This is a genomic window from Sporofaciens sp. St.21A7 (genome assembly GCF_059728535.1).
In genome coordinates this window covers 1,053,504-1,074,592 of record NZ_BAAGFN010000001.1, presented here as the reverse complement: position 1 = coordinate 1,074,592, position 21,089 = coordinate 1,053,504, and the positions used below count along the sequence as shown (strand labels likewise).

Below are 21,089 nucleotides of genomic sequence, written 5' to 3'. Positions count from 1 at the left end.
CCGGAATATACTGGTGGGGAAAGAGGTGGAATGAAATGGCTGAGAATAAATTTAACAACGAGGAAACCATTGCCCGCTGCGTTCCTATGGGCAGGCTCCAGTCCGTGATCGGGGGCAAATGGAAGATACTGATCTTATGGTATGTGTCCTTTTACAAGATCCAGCGGTTTGGTGAACTGATGCGCCGCCTTGACGGGATTACGCAGTCCACGCTGACAAAGCAGCTCCGGGAATTGGAAAGCGACGGTTTTCTCCACCGGGAGATTTATAAAGAAATCCCGCCGAAAGTGGAATATTCGCTCACCGAGTTTGGGGAGAGCTTCATCCCTGTTTTGCAGACGATGATGGCATGGAGCGAGACATACCTCTGCCCTGATTGGCAGAACCCCTATGAGAAATGAACAAATATATAATATTGCCCCTAACCCCAATCACTTCATTAATCTTTAAAAATTTTATTTTACCCCTATATTTCAGAAAGGATTTATGTATGTTAAATTATAAAAAAACAACTACAATGGAATATCTTAATGAATATCCTGAAGCATTTAAATGGTTAGAATCAAAAACTAATGGTTTAAGAGCCAATGTCTCAAGATATTCACGATACATTGATTATGTAAAAGATGTATCATTGACGCCTAAAAATCCAAAAAAGATTATATATCCAGAAGATGTATTCCAAAAAGGAAATACTTCTCTTATCGAAATAATAAATTTAGTTAGAATTTATAGAGCTTTTAAAGATGAGAACAGTAACGGATTTATTAACAGATTGAAAGAAATGGTATCTGGCGCTGATTTCTATAATAATGTTTCAACAGATGACAAACCAAGAAACTTCCAATATGAACTCCTTGTTGCAGAAAAAATGAAAAGTCTCGGATATAGTATAAACTTTGATGAACTTACAGATGTTGTCGCAACGCGGGGGAATGATACTATTTACATAGAATGCAAAAGAATAAAATCTTCAAAAGGTTTAGAATCTAATTATCGCAAAGCCTGTAAACAAACAAACAAAAGAAAGAGATCTAAAAATCCATTTTGGGAACACTACTGGTTATCACGGTCTGACCTACTAAATCCAAAGAATAATTTATCGAACCGATAGGAGCAAGGTAGAAATATACCCTGTGCCTTTTGGTTTACCAGTGGAAATTCATGGAAAATGAATAAAAGGTCAGTTATACATACCAATACTCACCTCGGACGGAGACTTATCTTTTTACCGTTTTACTCATACACTATTTGGCGTAACCCCTATACTTTTCGGCAAAACCCTATACAATTTGGCGAAACTACCGACTTTTGCCAGATTTGTATGGGGGTTTTACCAAAAGGTATCACTTTTGCCAAATCGTATGAGGTTTTGCCAAAAGGTATCACTTAAGCCAAATCGTTTATACTTTTTGGCAAAATACCCCCCCCCCCCAGAACAGAAGTTCACCCACTCCCAAATGTATAAATGCCTTTTAAAACACAAAAAAATAATGTATCTTTCAGACCTATGTAGTGCCAAGAATGCCGTATTTACGGGCTTTGTGAGGTTTCCGCAACTTTATCCACCGGAAACTAACACACCTCTGGATGCCAAGGTTATCGCTCTCGGCCGCGACAGCATATATTCAAACTTACCAATAGGCGGTTTGCTGTGCCGAAAATTTCCAAAATGACCAAGGGCACTAATCTTTGTAATAAACTCAACCAAGCCCGAAAACTTTTATATTTCTTCAAACAAATCAAATTTACATTTAAATTGCATAAGATTTTTTTCAATTAGTAATCCCACATTTTTTCCATTTAAGTTCCAAAATATCGATCCTAATTGCACTAAAAAAAATTCTCTCTTTTCTTTTCCCCATTTATCCAATAGCTTTTTACTAAAAACTATGTTATCTGTTTGACAAGCTACCATATTATTCAACGTTCTTATCAATATTTTCTTATCATTTTTCAAATCGTCAAATTGTTTCCTAAAATTATCAAACTCTGTACATGAGTCTTCTTTCAACCAGCTAATCAATATGTGCGTTTTTCCATTTTCAGGAAATATGCTAACATAAATATTTTTCATACGCTCTGTCAACGACCAAACATTTGAAATTTGATTGCCTTTTAAGTCAAAAGATAATGGACTCATGTATGCTGTTGCAAAACCAACTTCATAGTTCAATGTTAGAGTTATAGTTTGTATTTCATCATATCTTTCATTGTTCAAAGCTGAATTAAATGCTGCTTTTATCATTTCGTTCTCTTCAACACTTTTCTCCAAGCCTTGTATTCTATCCACTAATCCTATAGACATCATCATATTAGGCGTTATTTTAAACATAGCTCTGGTATCTTCCAACCCTACTATTCTATCGTAATAGCATTTTGAAAATGCTCTATAAGCATAAAGAAAATTTTGTTTATCTTTATATTGATAATCCACCAATTCAATATCCTTAAATAACTCCACATTTCGCTATGACACATTTCATCTTCATGCATACAAAATGATTTTTTATTCCCTTGATTTACAACATACATATAAACTTCATTAGGATGGGTAAATTTCCGTAAGGATGTTATTGCATAGACTAAAATATAATGATGTGATTATGTAGACAGTGTAGCCCTGCGGCTACGCTGTTTTGCTGTTCTGGCTGGATTTCCTGTTTTGCATATGCTCTTGGAACAGTTCTTCCATTTCTTCTGGCGACGGCTCTCGGACAATGCCCACGCCATTATAATAAATTTCTAAACTCTGATGGCGTTTGCCGCCAATATATTCTGGATTGGACACGACAATCTTTTCTATAAATTCATGTACGGTTTCGGAGGTTAATTCTGTAAGCTGCGTGACGCATTTTACCCTGTCGATAAACCGCTGAAGGCTGTCGCTTTTGTTTGTTTCTGTTTCAAGGTACTGTTCCATGTCGGGGATAGATGTCTTTAACTGTTTCTGCTCGTCCTCAAACGCCATCGACATGGTGGCAAAGCGTTCATCAGAGATTTTCCCGCTTACATTGTCCTCATAAATCTTCTGGATAAGGCTGTCAATCTCTCTGACACGTTTCTTTGTCTTTTCAAGTTCCCTCCGCTTCATGGAAAGCTCTTTTTTCTTTTCCTCACCGAAAGCCGCCATCTGTTTCATGGCAAAATCCTTTTCAAAACTCTGCACATACCAGAATACCCTCTGCATGCTTTCCAATACAATCCCTGCCACGACTTCTTCACGGATATAGTGGGCAGAGCATACGTCAGAGTTTTTGCGGTAGCTGGAACAGAAAAAATAGGGATGCTGACGCTTGCTGTCCATTGCATTGTAATACAGTTTTTCCCCACAGTCAGCGCAGTAGAGCAGTCCCGAAAACATGCTAATAGTTCCGTGTCTGGTCGGTCTGCGGCGGTGTTCCCGAAGCTCCTGCACAAGCAGGAAAGTTTCTTCGTCAATAATGGCAGGGTGGGTGTCCTTAAATATCTGCCATTCCTCCTGCGGACGTTCCAGACGTTTCTTGTTCTTAAAAGATTTGCTTGTGGTGCGAAAATTAACAGTGTCCCCGATATATTCCTGCCGTGAGAGGATATTCCCCACGGTATCGGCTGACCAGCCGTATGGCACGGTGGACAGCCTGCGGTACGGTTTCCTGGACCTATGTCAATACTTTGGACAAAAAAAGTTGAAAGCTTATGCTGCTTTTTTTAATTCCTCATCCTCCTTTTGCTGAGGTGTCATATAACCAATAGCACTGTGTATCCGCTTACGGTTATACCAGCCCTCTATGTATTCAAAGATTGCCCTTCGGGCCTCTTTCGAATCCTGATAATTATGAAGGTAGATTTCTTCTTTTTTCAGTACAGAATGGAACGATTCGATACAGGCATTATCATAAGGGTTTCCCTTCCGGCTAAATGAATGCAGTATCTCCCTGCTCTTCAGGATCCTCTCAAACGATTGACTCGTATATTGGCTTCCTAAGTCACTGTGGAGAATAATCCCCTTTGTCTCCCTGACATTCAGACAGGCGTTCTTAACAGCTTCTATCGCCAGTTCTGCTGTCATGGATGTTCCATACGCATATCCGATAATCTTACGACTGCACAAGTCCATGACTGAAGCCAGATAGGTCCATCCTTCTTTTTGTACATGGATATAGGTAATATCGGTACACCATTTCTGGTTGATGGTTTCCGTCTCGAAATCACGCTTCAGAATATTCTCTTTATTATCGGGAACGGTTCCGTGATTGGCATGATGGTTGTATTTCTTTACTACAACAGAGCGAAGCCCTTGCTCTGCCATATGCCGCTGAACCCGTTTTATGCTGCAGGGAGTCCCGCTGCCATTGAGCGTACGGCATATTTTAACTGCCCCATACCGCTGCTTTGAATCTTCATAAGCGTCTTTTACCTTCTGGCTGAATTCCTTATATTCCTTCTGCCGGTTTGAGGGTACACAAACCAGAGCTTTGTAATAGGTACTCCTTGGGAATTTCAAGGCGCTGCAAAGCTGGGATACCGTATAATGGGCTAAGTTTTGCTGAATAAAAGAAACAATCTCAGCTATTGTTCTTTTGCGAATATGGCGGTCGCTTTTTTTAAGATTTCATTTTCAATTCTAAGGCGCTGGATCTCTTTCTGGAGAGCCTTATACTCTTTGAGGGTAACGGTTTCCTCCTCGGACACATTGATAGGAGAAAGCTGTTTTACCCAGTTGCTGAGTGTACTCCGATTTACGCCATATTCACGTTCCAGTTTTGGATACGAGGTTCCTCCGGCATTATACAGATCCACAATCTGCTGTTTAAATTCCGGAGTGTAAGATTTTTGGTTCTTCGCCATGTTGAACATCTCCTTTGCTCTTTCACTTGATAGTATAGATTGTTCAACTTTTCCTGTCCACACTTATATACTAACACCATCCCGATACTGCGCCAGTATTCCGTAGGCGTCATTACTTTGTCGACTTTCAGCTTTTTTGCTATCTGTGTCGGTCCGAATCCTGCCACGCACATATCAAAAATCCGTTTTACAACTTCAGCCGCAGGCTCGTCAACAAGCCATTCTTTTGGGTTGTCTGGATTCTTTTTGTATCCAAATGGCGGGATGGTTGTAAGTGGTGCGCCTGACAGTCCCTTATTGCGGAGGACATTCCGCACTTTCTGACTCGTGTTCTTGGCGTGCCATTCGTTGACTGAACCACTACCGGCTAAAGCCGGTAGGTTCGGTGTGCTGCTAAAGCAGCCTAAAGTTGTCTCTGCTCTTTGTTATTCCTTTTATCTTTAACTTATTTCAAAGTTGTCTGTTTTTAATTTCTCTTGTAAATCTTGATTTTTAATATACTCTTTGATAATTTCATCTGTTACATTTCCACTACTTGCCACAAAGTATCCTCTTGCCCACAAATGCCGTCCCCAGAATTGCTTGTTCAATTCTTTGTATTCCATCTGCAATTTTCGGGATGTTGTTCCCTTAATATATTGTACCAGCTTACTTGCTGATAGATGCGGCGGTGCTGATACCAGCATATGGATGTGATCACTTCCTACATGCCCTGCCAGGATTTCTACCTCGTTCTTTTCGCATATGATTCGGATTAATTCTCTTGTCCGTACCGCTATCTTTCCTGTTATCACCGGTTTTCTATATTTTGTTATCCAAACCAGATGGTACTTAATATCATACGTGCAATGTGACGATTTTCTATAATTCTCCATATTCTTCACCTCACGTTTAGTATTTCTATTTTTACTTTTTTCTAAACTTGAGGTTATGGGGTTGACCTAAAGGTTTCGCCTTAAGGCGAGGGTTTTAACCCCATTATACAGACAATAAGTCTTGCATGGGAACAAGGTCGCTGATGCCTTTTGCTGTGTCAATGTTGTCCATGACGGCAATATACCGCACGTCCAGACGTTCAAAATCTTCCTCTAGCAACTGCCCGACAACAAGGCGGTTGCGCCCAAGCCTTGAGTGGTCTTTGACAATAATTGTCCCGATTTTCCCCTGCTCGGCTAAATCCATCATCTCCATAAAAGAGGGTCTTGTAAATGTAACCCCCGAAAATCCGTCGTCTACAAAGAAGCGGGGATTGCGGAAACCGTTGTCTTTTGCATATTTATCCAGTATGGACTGCTGATTCTTGATGCTGCCCGAAAGCCCGTCCTGCTCATCATCACGGCTTAAACGGCAGTATAAAGCTGTTATTTTTTCTGGCTGATTGCTCATAGTTCTCCTTTCCACAGCCAGACATGATATGAATTGTAGGTGTCATTATCATACCATATCTGGCAGAACACTTCAACGCTTTAAAGCCTTAATTCAAATGCCGTTTATAGTTTTAGGAGAATGCGTTCGGTTTTTTCCTGAATGCTCTCAGCAGCGGCGGCGTTAAAATGGGCATTGACTGTATAAACCGTGCCGTCTATCTCTTTTTGGAAATTGATTGGATGGGGATATTGTGACCTGCGAAACCATTCTAACCGTTCTTCTTTTGTCATGGATGCAAGGCTGTCCGTAATCCCATCAATCATCTGACGGATGGCGGTTTCTTCCGAAAATTCTTCTTTTTCTGTGTCACTAAAAGATTCATTCATCGTAATGATTCCTCCCTCCCGCATTCTGTTTTTACTGGCTGTTTCTGCCGATTCGACCTCTGATTTTCAATCGTATCATGGATTTGGTCTAAGCAGTTGTCGATATGGGCGGAGCGTTTTTCAATCCCGTCTGCATATTTCAGCCGCTTTCTAAGTTCCGTTATCTGTTCTGTCACATTCTGTTTTTCGGCTCGGAGTGTTTCTTTTTCGGCTGGTGTGGCACGGCGTACCTTATTCCGCAAATGCTGGCGGTAGTCGATAAGTTTATTCATTTCGGTCTGGTTTTTCTCCCTGTCGGCGTGTAAATCGGAGAGGGTAGAAATATTATGCTTTGACATATACCGTACCTGTGCGGTAATCTCGTCCAGTTTCCGAAGCTCCTCTTTCATCAGCGGGCTTGTCGGCTTGTAGTCCGTGCCTTTGGGAAATATCCCCAACTGATAGCACCAGTGGTAATATAACGCTAAGATTCCCGTGGTTTTCTGATGCGGTTTCCATGTGTTTTTATACTGCTCTGGCATATGCGGGGAGTAGGAAATCCTTGCTTTGTAGTTCCCATATCGGGAAGTTCCGCCTAAACATGACCGTATGAAATCGGGTGTTAGCCGCTCGTCAAGCGTGTCTAACCTTGTGAAGTGCTTGTACTGTGGCAGCTTCATCTTCCAATGACCGCCCGAAAAATCAACCTCATATCCTTTATCGGTAAGGTATTTTATCATGTGCTGTAAAGCCCTGCTCCCGTTGATTGCCTCCCTTAAATCCTCCCGATAGACGTTGTACCGTGTCGGCTTTCCGCTTTTTTCGTCCAAATACAGCGGTCTTGACGGTGCTTTCTTCGGGTTTTCAATTACTGACAAACCGTACTCTCGGCATAAACGGTCGGACACTTCCCTTAACCGTATCTGCTCCGATTTTGAGTAATTGTATTTGCTCCCATCCAGATAAGAAACGGAGTTAAAGCAGAAATGGTTGTGGAGATGTCCTTTGTCAAGGTGGGTGGCAACGATTATCTGGTATTTATCACCCCACATTTCCCTTGCTAATTTCAATCCGATTTCGTGGCATTGTTCGGGCGTTACCTCGTCTGGCTTGAAGCTCTGGTAGCCGTGCCATGCGATATACCCGCCTGTCTTTTGGTACTGTTTCTTCGTCAAAATCATCTGCTGTAATGCGACTTCTTTCAGACAGTTGACTGCGGAAACATACTCGCCCTTATTTGTTTTTAACGGATTCTTCACATAGGAGAACACGTCAAAGAAGTCCTGCATTTCCCGATTCGGCACGGTCTTTTCTGGGTTTTCTATATAGTCAATCACGTCTTTTATGCTCCCTTTGACATGCCATAGGCTCGTTACTGCCATATCAAACCGCCCCCTGTTCTGTCAATTCTTCTATGATGAACCGCTGTGGGAGAGTGGATTTCTGTTGCAGTTCTAAGATAAAATCCTCAATCTCCTTACAGATTTCAGCGGCGGTCGAATAGTAAGGAACACACTTTTTGAAAGCGTCATGCACTTCATAGAGCTTGTTTAACAGTTCCCAAAACTCGGTTTTAGGTTGTGACTGAGGGGCGTTTCCCTTGCATAACTGGTGCATAAATTCTGCTGCGGACAGACCGCAAGCGGCGGCGCATTGCTTTAATTTTTCATATTCTTCCTCGTTCAATCGGACAGTAATCGGGACATTCCGCACATCCTTTTCTGATTTTTCTCTGCTCATTTTCCTCAATCCTCCAGTCTTATTTTTCTTTCTTCGGGGTAAACAGGGGCTGTCCCCTGAGAGAAGTCCACACGCCTTTAGGCTGTGGATTGGATTGTGGCTGACACAATCCGATGCTCGCTATCTCTGTGGACAACGCCGCAGAGCATTTTTCCTGTGCAGCGACATTCTTAATGCCTGTCTTACCCGCCGAAAAGAAAATCCTATGTCCTTGCACCTCCGTTCTGGATTTGATTTTTCTTGACTTTTGGATAAATGAAAAGCCGCTACACGACACCACGAATGACAGGAGAGATTTCTCCTGCTCGGATTCGCAATGCTATGTAACGGCTTTGGGATTCAAAACCATGCTGCCATACACCAGCCGAAAAGGGCAACATAAATTCGGCGGCGGTCAGCCTTGTCCGTTGGCTGACATTCCATTCTTCCATCTATGTGCTATTTAATTTTATTACTTCCTGCGTTTCTTAAATTTTTCCTTTGCATACTCATAGGATTCTTGGATATATGGTTTCAATTCCTCGAATGTCTTTTCAGAGGGGTTCAACGCACATATCCACGCCATCCATGCGTAGACGGGATGGGGAAGTATCTCATTCAATGCGGTAAAGTCGTAATCCATATCTACAACGCCGCCTGCTGGCGGACGTTTTGGGACTGCCCCAAACAATTCCACAAAAGTGTTTTTCCGTATTCCCAGATTCACACGGTAGACGTTCTCCCTGTTTAAACCAGAACCTTTGTCATTATCACCGTCTTTTTCCTTAACCGTCAATATATAAACGCCACGCTTCAGCACATGGTCTGGGTTATAGAAAATCCCTTTCTCGCCCCAACTCTCAACTAAGACTGTCCCCTCAAGATTTTGAAGGCAGTAATTCAATAGTTTATCTGGTGTCATTCTGACAGCTCCATTTCTGTCTTACTTCTAATTCTTCTATGAATATTTTAGAATATCATAGCGGCTATATCTGTGTCAAGATTTTGGGCAAATTTTTTAGTATTCCCTGTGGACAGGAATTTTATTCATCAATTTTAGTAATTAGGCGGGGGATTTTTATCCCCCACCCAATAGCCCGCCGAAAAACCGTCTATCTTAGATGATTATAAAATCTTCCGCAGCTTTTTCCGCAGATGGTCTAGCCTTGCATAGATAGCCCCTGTTGTCAATCCGATAAGCGGGGCAATCTCCTTTGTGGAATAGCCCTGCATTTTCAGCAGGATGATTTGCAGGGTACGCCTGTCCACCGTAAGCAATGCCCGATACAGAGTTTCGTCCTCAATCTCATCCAGTAAATCGGCAACCGACTTTACCTCGGTATCCCGCTCCCTGTCTGCCATCCCCTCAAGGTATTCGCCGAAGTCGCTTGTCCAATGGTAAAACCTCCTGTTGGAATTGAAGTCTGCCCTGTCGTCTGTACGGATTTGTTCAATGGTGGTTTCGTCAACTCCGTGTTCCCTCAATATTTTTTCCTCGGCTTCTTTCCAGATAAGCCATTTTCTGTTCTTCCGTCCGTTGTTGTATGCCATTCTTTTTTCCTCCAATCTGAAATTTTTGAAATGTAATAATCCAGATTGGAAAGGCGGCGAACGACAGCCAACAGCAGAAACAGCCTTGCGGCATATTCCGATAAAAAACGACAAAAGAAAAACCGCAAAGGCACTGTGACCTCTACGGTTATAGGAGATACATATTCTGTTAAACGGAGATTCTACTTCTGGTTTCATGGTGAGAAGCAGCGTTGCATGGGCAGGGATTTTTTTAACTGGCTTCCTGCCAATCCCCGATATGCTATGTATGGATAAACTCTGCGTTGCATGAGCAGATAGATTACTGCCCGAAAAAAGAACATAAAAAAAAACTCCAAACTCTAAAACAGGTCTGGAGAGTGTCTGTTAAGTTTTTGGGCATAGCAAAATCGCCCGCCACACGCCGTTTTTTTATTTGGTGGGCGGTTGCTTTAAAACCTTATAAAATGAAAGAGAACCGACAGACTATGATATTAACTCACATGTTTATCGGCTCTGCATCTATGTGTCTGGCTCTTTAATAACTGCTATTTCAAATTTCTTGCTTCTCAAGATTGCTCATTTACCTTTTGTCATATTACTTCATTTCTTGACTTATAATTTTATAAAAGTTCACTATCTAAAGCTCGTAAATTTATGACAGAGACTATTTCCTGTTGTATTCTTTCAACTTCATCAATTCTAACTCTGCCAATACGGTTTCTTTCCATTTTATAATCTACATCTGGAAATAATTTTTCCAGCAAATTATTTATTTCTGGAGATGCCCCCATTGAAGCTATCACAAGTGATGTCATATCATAGTGTTCCAGTATATCTCTTAATTCGTTTTCTGGAACTCTTGATAATTGTTCAAAATCAGTTATTTTTTTAGTCGGTATATTCGGCTCTAAAATATCATTTATTGTAATTCCGTAAAGCTTAGATATTTTTAACAGAACCTCTAAATCTGGAATAGCTGCTCCCGTTTCCCATTTTGAAACAGCTTGTCTGGATATATCCAACCTTTTTGCTAATTCGTCTTGTGTGAAGTTATGTTTTTTTCGCAGTAATTGCAAATATTTTGAAATGATGTTTGTATTCATAAAAATTTCCTCCTTTTTTCTATTATAAAATGACCTTATAGAAAAATAAAGAGTTTGAAAAGTGCCAAAAAGCAATTAGCAGTTGCTGCCATTTACCTTATTTCGATGGATGTCTTGTCTGTATTCAGCTTATCGTTGACTTTCTATGTATTGTAAGATAGAGCAGCAAAATGAAAAATCTTGACTGTCTGCATAAGCAAAAACAGAGCCAACAAACTGTGATTTTATTTCACAAGTTCATCGGCTCTGCGTCTGTGCGTCTGGCTCTCTGATAACAGATATATTCATTTGTCGGACATTTATAAGAGTTTCCTGTTTACATTTTGGGCAAAATAAAGGGAATTTCTCAAGTACCGTATCTTCACGCAATTTCAATCTCGTCTTGTTTCCGCATACAGGACACAATAGCCACTTTTCCTGCTTCATGCTGACACCTCCTGCTGTTCCCTTTCCATATTTTTAAAGAAACTCATTGCAGATAATCCTACAATGCAAACTATGATGCCAGTCGGGATTAAGACAAAATATACGGCACTGTAAAATCTGTCAAACAAAAAACCGTACACGATTTGTCCTATGGGCTGGACACACAAAGTAACCGTTGATGTATAAGCCATCACTTTTCCTATTAAATGATTTGGTGTCCTCTGCTGTATGAGGGAAACAGCGAAAATAGAAAATATACTAATAACAGCCTGCATACCGCAAAATGATACAACCGTAACTCCATACTTTATAATGGCATTCACTGGCAAAATGAAAACAATGCCGGCAGGGATAATGAAAATACCCATAGAAGCAAGCAGGACAGATAATTTATGTATTTTCAATTTCTCTGCCAAAACTCCTGCGGCAATGCTCCCTAAGATTGTAGCGACTGCCAACGCACTTTCCGCTGCCCCATAATATTTTGCATTCAATCCGAGGACAGTCCGCACAAGAAAGGGAAGCCCGACTATGGTAATGCCCATCACAAAAAACCTTGAAAATGCCGTTAAGAGCAGCATTTTTGATATACTGGTCTGTTCTTTTGAAATATACCGCATACTTGATAAAAAATCCTGCTTAACAATCCAAAGCATACTGCCTTGATTTTGAATACGCTGATAACTCAATTTAATAAAGCATTCAAACAGGGCAGTAATAAAAAAACAGACAACGCTCGCATACATTACGGGTTTCAGTCCAAACATGGCATACAATACACCGCCCAACATAGGGGCAATCAGATAGGATAAAGATGCCACTTGATTTACAACGGCATTTCCTTTCATAATATTGTCGCCTTGTAACATAGTGGGAATACACGCTTGAACAGTAGGCGTTTCAAACGCACCCAAAATAGAAAGTATAATAAGCAACGTACTGATTACGGCAATGGCATTGCTTTCCGACAAGAATAGCGCCGCACATAAAACGGATACGCCAGTCAATGCGTCTAACGCCACCATAATATTCCGTCTGTCTGCCCTGTCCGCCAGGATACCGCCAAGCGGTGACAAAAGAATGGTCGGGATTGTCGCAGCAGACAATATCCCTGCAAATATGGCTGCCGAACCAGTCGCTTCCAATACATACATGGACAATGCCAGTTTCAATATAAAATTTCCAAATAATGAGGTTAGCTGCCCCAAAATAAGGAGCGCAAAATTTTTCGAAAATAATTTTTCCGTCATGGCTGATTCCCTCCTTTTTCCTTGATTTTGCCTGCATTCTCTGGCATAGAGGTATGCCCGCAGGGTGTTTCTGTAATATCAGTGATAAATTTTTCTGTAAAGGCTGTCGTATCATCATCATAAAGCGGCAGTCCCATATAGGCTAACACTTCTTTCACAAAATGATATTTATGATACAGTTCTTCCTCTGTTGCAGGGAATACCGAGGGCATGAGCCAGAAGTTGATAAGCGGCAAAAGCTCGGAAAGCTCCTTTATGTATTCCGTCTTGATAGAACCGTCCTTTTTTCCCTTCTCCAGCAATTCCAGCCACAAGGGAGTTAATACACGCCTGTTTTCTGCAACTGCCGCCGCTAAAATGTGCGGGTCTTTCAAAATCGGGACTGCCTGCATATTTATCTGGTTTCGTTCAGCGTCCGACTGATTCAGTGTAAGCAACAACCTGATTTTTTGCAGACCGTTCAGGTCATCCCTCCCCTTGACTGTTTCAAATGGGTTGTCCTCAAAAAACATTTGATTGCCTAATGCGTACATTACTTCCTCTTTGCTTTGGAAACAACGGTAAAACATTCCTTTTGCCCCGCCCACCGTATCCATAATATCGGAAATTGAAGTTTCCTCATATCCTTTAGAAATAAATAAGTTTTGGGCAGCATTTAGGATTTCTTTTCTCCATTCCTCTGGTGTCTTTTTTACTGGTCTAGCCAAATGTGATTGCACCTCCTTTGTATTTAGTTATTGACTTGAAGTCAATAACTATTTTAGCACTATTCTTTAATTTATGCAATAGTCATAATTTGACATAGCGCAGAAATCACTTATTTGCAAAATCCATAAAATTCTTGACATTACAAAAGCGACAGAGATTTCTCCCTGCCGCTTTTGTCCACTTATGCAAAAATGATTTCCTTATTTACAATCTCCCTTGCACAAGCTCTTATGTTGCCTAACTGTCCTACCCATTCTAAGGCATTTTCAGATTTTAGCTGTTCCGTTATGCCCTGTGCTTGTTTCATGCCCTCTATGAGCCTTTCAAAGCGTTCCTGCGCCTGTCTGTCAATGCTGATAAGATAAGCATTCAGCTTGCCACTTGTAAGAAGATTGGTGTATGTAGCATGAAAAGGCTTTACGGTTATATCACTTCTGCATTGGAGATGGCAGACAGGGAGCGGAATACCGAGGTAAAGACCGTTGCTGATTTACTGGACGAGATTGAGGACGAAACTCTGTATCGGGCATTGCTTACGGTGGACAGGCGTACCCTGCAAATTATCCTACTGAAGATGCAGGGCTATTCCACGAAAGAAATTGCCCCGCTTGTGGGATTGACAACAGGGGCTATCTATGCAAGATTAGACCACTTACGGAAAAAACTGCGAAAGATTTTATAATTATCTAATATTTTCTGTTTTTTTATGGACTATTGGGTGAGGGATAAATTTCCCTTGCCCAATTTTCAAAATAGGTGAATAAAATTCCTGTCCACAGGGAATACGTAACAGTTCAGCCTTCTGGCTTCACTGTTACTCATATATGCACCTCTTTATCTCAAACCTATTCAGACAGTTTCCTCTCAAAACGGTCCTTACGCGGGTCTGCCGGAATTTTAGTCGGATATTCCCCCTGAAAGCAGGCAGCGCAATAATCCTCACTGTCTATCAGTTTATTCAGCTTTTCTACTGGTAAATATCCCAAAGAATCTACTCCAATGATCCTTGCAATCTCGCCCATACTATGATGGCATGCAATCAGTTTTTCCTCTGAATCAATATCCGTACCGTAATAACAGGGATATAAAAATGGAGGGGCAGAGATTCTCATATGGATCTCTTTCGCTCCGGCATCACGCAAAAGTTTTACAATACGTTTGCTGGTCGTCCCTCTGACAATGGAATCATCAATCAGTACAACTCTTTTTCCATCAATTACCTTCTTGACAGGACTCAGCTTAATCCTGACCTTATCCAGACGTTCATTTTGTCCCGGAGAGATGAATGTCCTTCCGATATACTTATTTTTGATCAGCCCGATCCCGTAGGGAATACCGGATTTTTTCGCATACCCCAATGCCGCGTCCAATCCGCTGTCTGGAACGCCAATCACGATATCCGCGCATTTTGGATAGCTCTCTGCCAGTAATTCTCCGGCTTTTATCCGGGATTCATGTACGGATATGCCGTCTATAACAGAATCTGGTCTTGCAAAATAGATGTATTCAAAAATGCAGATTCTCCGTCTCTGTTTTTCACAGTGTTCCCGCCTTGATTCCACACCGTTTTCCGTAAATACCAGAATCTCTCCCGGCAGCACATCACGGATAAACTCTGCTCCTACCGCTGACAGAGCACAGCTTTCAGATGCAGCCACATATGCCCCGTCCGCCGTCTTTCCATAGCAAAGCGGCCGGAACCCATATGGATCTCTTGCCGCAATCATCTTTGTAGAAGAAATCATCACCAGCGAATAAGCGCCTTCCAATAAATTCATGGTATTGCTGACTGCTTCCTCAATGCTTGGCGTCACAAGCCTTTCTCTCGTAATCACATAAGCGATGGTTTCTGTATCACTGGTTGTATGGAAAATGGCTCCCGTTAATTCCAGCTTATCGCGAAGCTCCAATGCATTGCTTAGATTCCCATTGTGCGCCAGCGCCATCTTTCCTTTCTGGTGATTGACTTCAACAGGCTGGCAGTTATTTCTTGTATTTCCTCCGGTTGTTCCATATCTTACATGTCCCACCGCCATATTTCCCATCGGAAAATGGGTGAATGTATCTTCAGAAAATACTTCACTGACAAGTCCCAGATCTTTATAAGAAGAAAATACGCCGTCATCATTCACAACAATCCCACAGCTCTCCTGTCCTCTGTGCTGCAGGGCATACAGCCCATAATAAACAATGCCTGCCACATTTCCTTTTTGGGTACCCATCACTCCGAATACACCGCATTCTTCATGAATAGCCATAACCTCATTCCCTCCTGCTATATAGAGTATTCTGCACAAAAGTCGCAAAATGTCCTGATTTTTATTCCACATCCTGAAGGGCGTCAAAACCTTCTTCACCGGTTCTCACTTTTACCACATTTTCCACATCATAAACAAAAATCTTTCCATCTCCAATGTGTCCTGTGTAAAGTACCTTCTTCGCTGTGTCAATCACCCTGCGGACCGGAACGGCGCTGACTACGATATCCACCTGTACTTTTGGAAACAGATTCGCTTCAACCTGTACACCACGGTAATATTCCGGTTTGCCTTTCTGAATCCCGCATCCTAAGACATGGGATACTGTCATACCAGTAATCCCAAGCTTCATGATCGCATTCTTTAATGCTTCAAATTTGGATTCCTTGCAGACAATCTCAATCTTTGTAAACTTTGGAGTTCCTTCTTCAAATGCAGGTACTTTCTTAACAGGGATTGCTTCCGCAACCGGAGTATCACCGGATACCACCACAGGATCATTTCCCTCTTCAATATACTCTGGAAGCATTGCAAAACCTGCATATGCAGAAGGGAGACCATGCTCTGCCGCATCAAGGCCAGCCATTTCTTCTTCTCTATCTACACGAAGACCCGCAATTGCTCTGATCACAAGAAATGTAATCGTTATAGTAACCGCCGTCCATGCTGCGACGCTGGCAAAACCGATAAACTGAAGTTTTAATAACTCAAAACCGCCGCCATAAAACAGACCAGTTAAAGTTTCTCCCGAAGCATTTGCAATACTGTATCCGGGTGCCGTATCTGTAGCAAATAATCCAACTGCCAGTGTCCCCCAGATCCCATTCATGCAATGCACTGCAACTGCTCCGACCGGATCGTCAATGCGAAGTACATGGTCAAGAAGCCAAACACCAAACACGACCAAAAAGCCTGCAACTACTCCAATCACAACCGCACCGAATGCATCCGTCACATCACACGGCGCTGTGATTGCCACAAGTCCTGCCAAAGATGCGTTCAGACACATGGAAACATCCGGCTTTCCATATTTTATCCATGTAAAGATCATACAGACAACAGTTGCAGCAGCCGGCGCGACTGTTGTTGTCAGGAAAATAGAACCAAGCTGCGCAATAGAAGTTGCAGCCGCACCATTAAATCCATACCAGCCGAGCCAAAGAATAAACACCCCAAGTGATCCAAGTGCAATGCTGTGTCCCGGAAATGCATTTACTTTCAAAACTTTTCCACTAGTATCCCTGGTAAATTTTCCGATACGGGGACCAAGAATTTTTGCACCGATCAATGCGGAAATACCACCTACCATATGAATCGCACAGGAGCCGGCAAAGTCGTGGAAGCCAATCTGCGAAAGCCATCCTCCTCCCCAGATCCAGTGTGCTTCGATCGGATAAATCAGCGCAGAAATCACACCGGAATAAATACAATAGGAAAGAAATTTTGTACGTTCTGCCATTGCACCGGAAACGATGGTTGCCGTTGTAGCACAGAATACAAGGTTAAATACAAAGCTTGAAAAATCAAACTCTGCATATGCCGTAAACAAATCAAATCCCGGCTTTCCGATAAATCCAAACAAGTCTTCTCCCATCAGCAAACCAAAGCCAATCAGTATAAATACTACGGTTCCAATACAAAAATCCATCAAGTTCTTCATAATGATATTTCCTGTATTTTTTGCCCTGGTAAAACCTGCCTCTACCATTGCAAAACCTGCCTGCATCCAGAACACCAATGCGGCGCCAATTAAAAACCAGACTCCAAACACTTCGCCGGATACTGCTTCCTGCACAAGTTCTTTCATAACTTCATCCATATTTCTTCCTCCAATCAGGTTAAATTTATCAACTTATTTTACGCCAAACAGTAAATTCTACGTCTTCCGCACCTGTAAGCCGCATCGCTGTTTCTTCCAATTCATCGGTCTTGACCGCAATCTGTTCTTCCAATCTTGCAAGTTTTTTTAGAAGTCCCTCCCATCTGGACTTAAGCTCCGGCATCCGTACATTCTTTTCATCCAGCAAATGCGGCATACAATCCGGTGTTGTACGGTAAAGCGGCTGGAATACTTTACATCCAAAAAATCTGATACATTCTTCATAATCCCACTCCTTCCAATTTGAAAATAAAAAGGCAAGGATGGCTTTCATGACGCTTTTCCCTGCGCCGCAAAAGACCCCCTTGCCTTTTATATCAAATCGTGTATTTTCATTTGTAAAGTAAAAAGCGTCTCTGAGAACTTCATCTCAAAGACGCCCTTGCCTTTACATGTTGGATGATACACCCTTTAAAATCATTTGTCAATCCTTTTTTAATTTTTCTATCGTTTTGTAAAGCCTATAATGTAATTAGAATTTAAATATTGATTCTACTACAGGGAAAAACGTACAAAAAAGTTCACACGTATGAACTTTAGAGAAAGGGGAAAGCCACATGGAAAATATGAAAGTTTACAAGGTGTATTTAGAAGACCCTACCACGGAGGACTGTTTTAAGACAATCATCCCGGCATTTTCGGAGGAATTAGCAATGGAATACGCGCATGGCAATGGTGAGGTCATAGCAATCAAAGAAACTACCGACTTCCCGATATCCGATTCCAAATTGACCGACGCATGGCTCGTCTGCCAATATCAGTTTTGGAGTTTTGATGATTGCCCGGCAAATCGCCGCCCTCTGCTGTTCACCTCCAGATGACTGCTCCGGATAGTTATTTTCACAATATCTGATATCTACGCACCGTAATGTATCCGTATACTTTCTTTGTATTTCTACTTCATTCAGTTTTTGTAAGGTTAAGGGCAAGATTATATTCTCTTTTAATGTCAGACCTTCCAACAGATTAAAGTCTTGAAATACATAACCGACTGTCATCTGACGATAGCGATCATAATCCTGCTGCTTATAGTCTGCCATATTAGTCCCATTAATGTAGACAGTACCGGAAGTAGGCTTTTCAATCCCTCCTAATATCTTTAACAGCGTACTCTTACCACTCCCTGATGAACCCATAATACAAAAGATTTTGCCTTGCGGAATATTAAGAGTAACATTGGATAAAGCGTTTTTTATTATTCCCTTTGATTGGTAAGACTTAGATAGACTTTTAACTACTATATCGTATTGCATATTTTTATTTCTCCATTTCATTTTTTTAATTTCAGTACAATGGCCTGATTCTGAACCATTCACTGAAATTCACGTTTTACAATACCAAAATATTCAGTTGCGTTCCATATAACCCTCTATACATCCGCGCAACCAGTAGTAGAAATCTAAAATCAATTCATAGAATTCCCCAAATTTCCACTTTCCAGCCTTACTTATCAAAATCTCCTTCCATTCAAAAAACAGTTCCTGCTCCTTAATCTGCCGGAATGCTCAATCAGTGAAAGACCTAATGCCACCTGCACCCTTTATCCTCTGTGCCTTGTTGGTGATATGCGTTACTGTATCATAGCAGAGCATCTTATTTTTTTTCTTAGGCATTCATCATATATAACGTCACTCTATTTGTAATACTAACAGGCAATATTTTTGAAAAAGCAACTAAAAGTTTGTTATACATTCCTGGAATAATAATTCTCTTGCCTTTCATCATTTTAGAATAAGCAACTTCTGCAACTCGTTCCGGCTTCATTACGGCCAATTTGAAAAGCAATGTATTATCTATATTAGCCTTTATAGCAAATTCCGTCTGAGTCGCTCCAGGACATAAAGTGCTGACTCTAATATCGGTTTTTCTATACTCTCCACATAAAGCATCTGAAAAAGACTTGATATATGCTTTTGTTGCAGAATAAACAGCATCCGTAGGAGACGGTATAAAAGACCCCGTTGAACCAACATTAAGGATTCTTCCATATCCATTCTCTTCCATGTTTATCAATATACGTTTAGAAAGTTCAGTAACAAAACGTATATGCAGATTTATCATTTCAAGTTCTTTTCTTAAATCTGTGTTCCTAAAATATCCACATTCATTAAAACCAGCATTATTAACAAGAATATGAATTTGGATTCGCCACTGCTTTATTTGTTCTATGATAAAATCAACAGCATCTTCTTTGGTCAGATCATAAAGAATATAATTTACTTTCACCTGATATTGGTTTTGCAAAAACGATTGCTGCTGTTCCAATTTTTTTCTATCTCTTGCAACAAGTATTATATTCATTTTCTCACTGGCAAATTTTTCAGCAAGTGCTTTTCCAATCCCGCTTGTCGTCCCTGTAATTAAAACATTTTTCATCCATATTCCTCATTTCCATACTTAATCTAAACTTATAGCGGTTTGAACTTAGTTATGTGACTGCATATACTCTGCTCTCACTTTATCAATTGTTTTGCCACCGATACCGAAATTTTTATCAGGCACTTCCTTTATAGTCGTCACAAAAAATTCTTGCGGTACTTCCATAATCTCAGAAGATACTTCCGTTAATCTCTTAATCAACTTTTCCTTTTGCTCATCTGATAAGGTACCACTTTCAATTGTAATGTAGGGCATTTTCTTTCTCCTTTGCAATTCTATTTTTTAATTTCCGTGCTTGAACATCTTCCATTCTTCCATATATGTTATTTCTTTATATGAGGGTTCTTTTATAAGTTCTCCGTAAAATATTAATTTCTTTTGCGTTAAAATAAGGGCATTTTGTAGATTTGTTATTTGATTTTCAATATCTTTTATATGGCCCTGTACCATATCATAACGCTGCTTAAGGGTTTTTCCTCCTTGTATTAGTAATTCCACATATTGCTTTATTGATCTGATGGGTATATTTGCCATACGCATACACTGTATCATTTTTATCCATTCAATATCTGTATCCGTATATTGTCTGTACTTTTGGTCTGTTCTGGTTATCTGTGGTATGAGTTTCTCTCTTTCGTAATATCTTAATGTTGCAGTGGAAAGACCTGTTATTTCTGCAGCCTCCTTTGCCGAATACATATCAATCACACCTATCTTCTCTATCAGCAAATTCTATTGAATATCAGTATTTCAATAAAGTATAAACTATGAAGCGCGCTTCATGTCAATAAAATTCGACCCATTACTCATATTTACCAATGATATTGCCCTGCTGAATCATATATTTCCCCGCTATTTTCATAAAACGGCTCTTTGTAGGAATGCCAGTTAAACCTATCTCTCTATCAAGAGCGTACATTGTAAAACGGTATAAATGCTGTTTGCCCCTGGGCGGTTTGGGGCCGGCATACCGATACAGTCCATAACCAATTCCTTGTCTGGCATTTCCCAGACTTGAAACAATTTTGCCACCCGGAATCGCTCCGTCTATCTTTTCTCTGGCTGGTATATTAAAGATAAGCCAATGTGTAAAATTCTTAAAGATCGGGTGCTTAATATCTTCAAGGATAATGGCCAGCGTCTTTGCACGTGGGGATAGATTTTTTATGATAAATTCAGGAGAACGATCCTGCCCCCGCCCTGTATTTTCTACCGGGAATGTTTCTCCATTTTTCATATTGCTACATTCAAAATTTAAAACATCCATATCT

General features: G+C 40.9%; 26 protein-coding genes and 2 pseudogenes. 3 read left to right on the top strand and 25 right to left on the bottom strand.

Annotated elements, in window-relative coordinates; genetic code table 11:
• Nucleotides 1-35: 35 nt before the first annotated feature.
• Nucleotides 36-401: a winged helix-turn-helix transcriptional regulator gene (locus tag AC6I3O_RS05315; protein WP_497850007.1), complete on the top strand. Its 366-nt coding sequence runs from the start codon at nt 36-38 to the stop codon at nt 399-401.
• A gap of 89 nt (nt 402-490) precedes the next feature.
• On the top strand, nt 491-1,114 hold the full coding sequence (locus tag AC6I3O_RS05310; protein ID WP_497850006.1) for a hypothetical protein: 624 nt from the start codon (nt 491-493) through the stop codon (nt 1,112-1,114).
• A 609-nt stretch (nt 1,115-1,723) separates the two neighbouring features.
• Here AC6I3O_RS05310 and AC6I3O_RS05305 read toward each other — a convergent pair.
• The 17 genes and pseudogenes from AC6I3O_RS05305 to AC6I3O_RS05225 all read right to left on the bottom strand — a co-directional run.
• A complete protein-coding gene (locus AC6I3O_RS05305; RefSeq protein WP_497850005.1) occupies nt 1,724-2,437 on the bottom strand; it encodes a hypothetical protein in 714 nt (237 codons plus the stop codon).
• Between the two features lie 192 nt (nt 2,438-2,629).
• Entirely contained in the window at nt 2,630-3,610 is a 981-nt protein-coding gene (locus AC6I3O_RS05300) for a recombinase family protein (protein WP_497850004.1), read from the bottom strand.
• A gap of 66 nt (nt 3,611-3,676) precedes the next feature.
• Nucleotides 3,677-4,534, bottom strand: coding sequence for an IS3 family transposase (locus AC6I3O_RS05295; protein ID WP_497853417.1), 858 nt, complete (start codon nt 4,532-4,534; stop codon nt 3,677-3,679).
• A gap of 17 nt (nt 4,535-4,551) precedes the next feature.
• Entirely contained in the window at nt 4,552-4,830 is a 279-nt protein-coding gene (locus AC6I3O_RS05290) for a transposase (RefSeq protein ID WP_304523298.1), read from the bottom strand.
• A complete protein-coding gene (locus tag AC6I3O_RS05285) occupies nt 4,722-5,147 on the bottom strand; it encodes a recombinase family protein (protein ID WP_497850003.1) in 426 nt (141 codons plus the stop codon). The genes AC6I3O_RS05290 and AC6I3O_RS05285 overlap by 109 nt, the downstream gene beginning before the upstream one ends.
• A 123-nt stretch (nt 5,148-5,270) precedes the next feature.
• The gene (tnpA, locus tag AC6I3O_RS05280) at nt 5,271-5,705 is read right to left on the bottom strand and encodes an IS200/IS605 family transposase (protein ID WP_300512659.1); all 435 of its coding nucleotides are present in this window, start codon (nt 5,703-5,705) and stop codon (nt 5,271-5,273) included.
• A 103-nt stretch (nt 5,706-5,808) separates the two neighbouring features.
• The gene (locus tag AC6I3O_RS05275; RefSeq protein WP_497850002.1) at nt 5,809-6,216 is read right to left on the bottom strand and encodes a recombinase family protein; all 408 of its coding nucleotides are present in this window, start codon (nt 6,214-6,216) and stop codon (nt 5,809-5,811) included.
• A gap of 104 nt (nt 6,217-6,320) precedes the next feature.
• Nucleotides 6,321-6,584: a transposon-encoded TnpW family protein gene (locus tag AC6I3O_RS05270; protein WP_497850001.1), complete on the bottom strand. Its 264-nt coding sequence runs from the start codon at nt 6,582-6,584 to the stop codon at nt 6,321-6,323.
• Nucleotides 6,581-7,945: a relaxase/mobilization nuclease domain-containing protein gene (locus AC6I3O_RS05265; RefSeq protein ID WP_497850000.1), complete on the bottom strand. Its 1,365-nt coding sequence runs from the start codon at nt 7,943-7,945 to the stop codon at nt 6,581-6,583. The genes AC6I3O_RS05270 and AC6I3O_RS05265 overlap by 4 nt, the downstream gene beginning before the upstream one ends.
• 1 nt (nt 7,946) lies before the next feature.
• Nucleotides 7,947-8,303, bottom strand: a complete 357-nt coding sequence (locus AC6I3O_RS05260) for a plasmid mobilization protein (protein ID WP_497849999.1) — start codon at nt 8,301-8,303, stop codon at nt 7,947-7,949.
• A 451-nt stretch (nt 8,304-8,754) separates the two neighbouring features.
• Nucleotides 8,755-9,204: a DUF6194 family protein gene (locus tag AC6I3O_RS05255; protein WP_497849998.1), complete on the bottom strand. Its 450-nt coding sequence runs from the start codon at nt 9,202-9,204 to the stop codon at nt 8,755-8,757.
• A gap of 203 nt (nt 9,205-9,407) precedes the next feature.
• Nucleotides 9,408-9,833 carry an RNA polymerase sigma factor gene (locus AC6I3O_RS05250; protein ID WP_497849997.1) on the bottom strand — a complete coding sequence of 142 codons (426 nt, stop codon included), beginning with the start codon at nt 9,831-9,833 and terminating at the stop codon, nt 9,408-9,410.
• Nucleotides 9,834-10,435: 602 nt separating this feature from the next.
• Nucleotides 10,436-10,918, bottom strand: a complete 483-nt coding sequence (locus tag AC6I3O_RS05245) for a helix-turn-helix domain-containing protein (protein WP_497849996.1) — start codon at nt 10,916-10,918, stop codon at nt 10,436-10,438.
• Between the two features lie 237 nt (nt 10,919-11,155).
• Nucleotides 11,156-11,344 (bottom strand): cysteine-rich KTR domain-containing protein, encoded by a 189-nt coding sequence (locus tag AC6I3O_RS05240; protein ID WP_016216370.1) that lies wholly within the window; start codon nt 11,342-11,344, stop codon nt 11,156-11,158.
• A complete protein-coding gene (locus AC6I3O_RS05235) occupies nt 11,341-12,594 on the bottom strand; it encodes an MFS transporter (protein WP_497849995.1) in 1,254 nt (417 codons plus the stop codon). Before AC6I3O_RS05235 ends, AC6I3O_RS05240 begins: the two co-directional genes overlap by 4 nt.
• Complete coding sequence (locus AC6I3O_RS05230; protein ID WP_172538870.1) at nt 12,591-13,301, bottom strand: TetR/AcrR family transcriptional regulator; 711 nt, start codon at nt 13,299-13,301, stop codon at nt 12,591-12,593. The genes AC6I3O_RS05235 and AC6I3O_RS05230 overlap by 4 nt, the downstream gene beginning before the upstream one ends.
• Before the next feature lie 182 nt (nt 13,302-13,483).
• Nucleotides 13,484-13,705: pseudogene (locus tag AC6I3O_RS05225) on the bottom strand (TnpV protein); the annotation flags it as partial.
• A 42-nt stretch (nt 13,706-13,747) separates the two neighbouring features.
• Between AC6I3O_RS05225 and AC6I3O_RS05220 the strand changes: the two are divergent.
• A pseudogene (locus tag AC6I3O_RS05220) lies at nt 13,748-13,984 on the top strand (sigma factor-like helix-turn-helix DNA-binding protein); the annotation flags it as partial.
• 163 nt (nt 13,985-14,147) lie between these two features.
• Here the strand turns inward: AC6I3O_RS05220 and purF are convergent.
• The 8 genes from purF to AC6I3O_RS05180 form a co-directional block, all read right to left on the bottom strand.
• Entirely contained in the window at nt 14,148-15,560 is a 1,413-nt protein-coding gene (gene purF, locus AC6I3O_RS05215; RefSeq protein ID WP_497849994.1) for an amidophosphoribosyltransferase, read from the bottom strand.
• A gap of 61 nt (nt 15,561-15,621) precedes the next feature.
• On the bottom strand, nt 15,622-17,379 hold the full coding sequence (locus tag AC6I3O_RS05210; RefSeq protein ID WP_497849993.1) for an ammonium transporter: 1,758 nt from the start codon (nt 17,377-17,379) through the stop codon (nt 15,622-15,624).
• 28 nt (nt 17,380-17,407) lie between these two features.
• Nucleotides 17,408-17,713 (bottom strand): hypothetical protein, encoded by a 306-nt coding sequence (locus AC6I3O_RS05205; RefSeq protein WP_244324790.1) that lies wholly within the window; start codon nt 17,711-17,713, stop codon nt 17,408-17,410.
• Nucleotides 17,714-18,086: 373 nt separating this feature from the next.
• Nucleotides 18,087-18,575, bottom strand: coding sequence for an ABC transporter ATP-binding protein (locus AC6I3O_RS05200; RefSeq protein WP_497849992.1), 489 nt, complete (start codon nt 18,573-18,575; stop codon nt 18,087-18,089).
• A gap of 469 nt (nt 18,576-19,044) precedes the next feature.
• Nucleotides 19,045-19,815, bottom strand: coding sequence for an SDR family NAD(P)-dependent oxidoreductase (locus AC6I3O_RS05195; RefSeq protein ID WP_497849991.1), 771 nt, complete (start codon nt 19,813-19,815; stop codon nt 19,045-19,047).
• A 48-nt stretch (nt 19,816-19,863) separates the two neighbouring features.
• On the bottom strand, nt 19,864-20,073 hold the full coding sequence (dmpI, locus tag AC6I3O_RS05190) for a 4-oxalocrotonate tautomerase DmpI (protein WP_497849990.1): 210 nt from the start codon (nt 20,071-20,073) through the stop codon (nt 19,864-19,866).
• Nucleotides 20,074-20,100: 27 nt separating this feature from the next.
• Nucleotides 20,101-20,517, bottom strand: a complete 417-nt coding sequence (locus AC6I3O_RS05185) for a MerR family transcriptional regulator (RefSeq protein ID WP_497849989.1) — start codon at nt 20,515-20,517, stop codon at nt 20,101-20,103.
• A gap of 103 nt (nt 20,518-20,620) precedes the next feature.
• The gene (locus AC6I3O_RS05180) at nt 20,621-21,085 is read right to left on the bottom strand and encodes a YbhB/YbcL family Raf kinase inhibitor-like protein (protein WP_497849988.1); all 465 of its coding nucleotides are present in this window, start codon (nt 21,083-21,085) and stop codon (nt 20,621-20,623) included.
• Nucleotides 21,086-21,089: the final 4 nt, after the last annotated feature.

Coding starts and splice junctions, on each gene's coding strand:
- AC6I3O_RS05200 (WP_497849992.1), bottom strand. CDS start 18,575: ATGGGTTCATCAGGGAGTGGTAAGAGTACGCTGTTAAAGATATTAGGA.
- purF (WP_497849994.1), bottom strand. CDS start 15,560: ATGGCTATTCATGAAGAATGCGGTGTATTCGGAGTGATGGGTACCCAA.
- AC6I3O_RS05275 (WP_497850002.1), bottom strand. CDS start 6,216: ATGAGCAATCAGCCAGAAAAAATAACAGCTTTATACTGCCGTTTAAGC.
- AC6I3O_RS05195 (WP_497849991.1), bottom strand. CDS start 19,815: ATGAAAAATGTTTTAATTACAGGGACGACAAGCGGGATTGGAAAAGCA.
- AC6I3O_RS05245 (WP_497849996.1), bottom strand. CDS start 10,918: ATGAATACAAACATCATTTCAAAATATTTGCAATTACTGCGAAAAAAA.
- AC6I3O_RS05315 (WP_497850007.1), top strand. CDS start 36: ATGGCTGAGAATAAATTTAACAACGAGGAAACCATTGCCCGCTGCGTT.
- AC6I3O_RS05185 (WP_497849989.1), bottom strand. CDS start 20,517: ATGTATTCGGCAAAGGAGGCTGCAGAAATAACAGGTCTTTCCACTGCA.
- AC6I3O_RS05235 (WP_497849995.1), bottom strand. CDS start 12,594: ATGACGGAAAAATTATTTTCGAAAAATTTTGCGCTCCTTATTTTGGGG.
- tnpA (WP_300512659.1), bottom strand. CDS start 5,705: ATGGAGAATTATAGAAAATCGTCACATTGCACGTATGATATTAAGTAC.
- AC6I3O_RS05240 (WP_016216370.1), bottom strand. CDS start 11,344: ATGAAGCAGGAAAAGTGGCTATTGTGTCCTGTATGCGGAAACAAGACG.
- AC6I3O_RS05290 (WP_304523298.1), bottom strand. CDS start 4,830: ATGGCGAAGAACCAAAAATCTTACACTCCGGAATTTAAACAGCAGATT.
- AC6I3O_RS05255 (WP_497849998.1), bottom strand. CDS start 9,204: ATGACACCAGATAAACTATTGAATTACTGCCTTCAAAATCTTGAGGGG.
- AC6I3O_RS05265 (WP_497850000.1), bottom strand. CDS start 7,945: ATGGCAGTAACGAGCCTATGGCATGTCAAAGGGAGCATAAAAGACGTG.
- AC6I3O_RS05250 (WP_497849997.1), bottom strand. CDS start 9,833: ATGGCATACAACAACGGACGGAAGAACAGAAAATGGCTTATCTGGAAA.
- AC6I3O_RS05180 (WP_497849988.1), bottom strand. CDS start 21,085: ATGGATGTTTTAAATTTTGAATGTAGCAATATGAAAAATGGAGAAACA.
- AC6I3O_RS05210 (WP_497849993.1), bottom strand. CDS start 17,379: ATGGATGAAGTTATGAAAGAACTTGTGCAGGAAGCAGTATCCGGCGAA.
- AC6I3O_RS05260 (WP_497849999.1), bottom strand. CDS start 8,303: ATGAGCAGAGAAAAATCAGAAAAGGATGTGCGGAATGTCCCGATTACT.
- AC6I3O_RS05205 (WP_244324790.1), bottom strand. CDS start 17,713: ATGAAAGCCATCCTTGCCTTTTTATTTTCAAATTGGAAGGAGTGGGAT.
- AC6I3O_RS05310 (WP_497850006.1), top strand. CDS start 491: ATGTTAAATTATAAAAAAACAACTACAATGGAATATCTTAATGAATAT.
- AC6I3O_RS05270 (WP_497850001.1), bottom strand. CDS start 6,584: ATGAATGAATCTTTTAGTGACACAGAAAAAGAAGAATTTTCGGAAGAA.
- dmpI (WP_497849990.1), bottom strand. CDS start 20,073: ATGCCCTACATTACAATTGAAAGTGGTACCTTATCAGATGAGCAAAAG.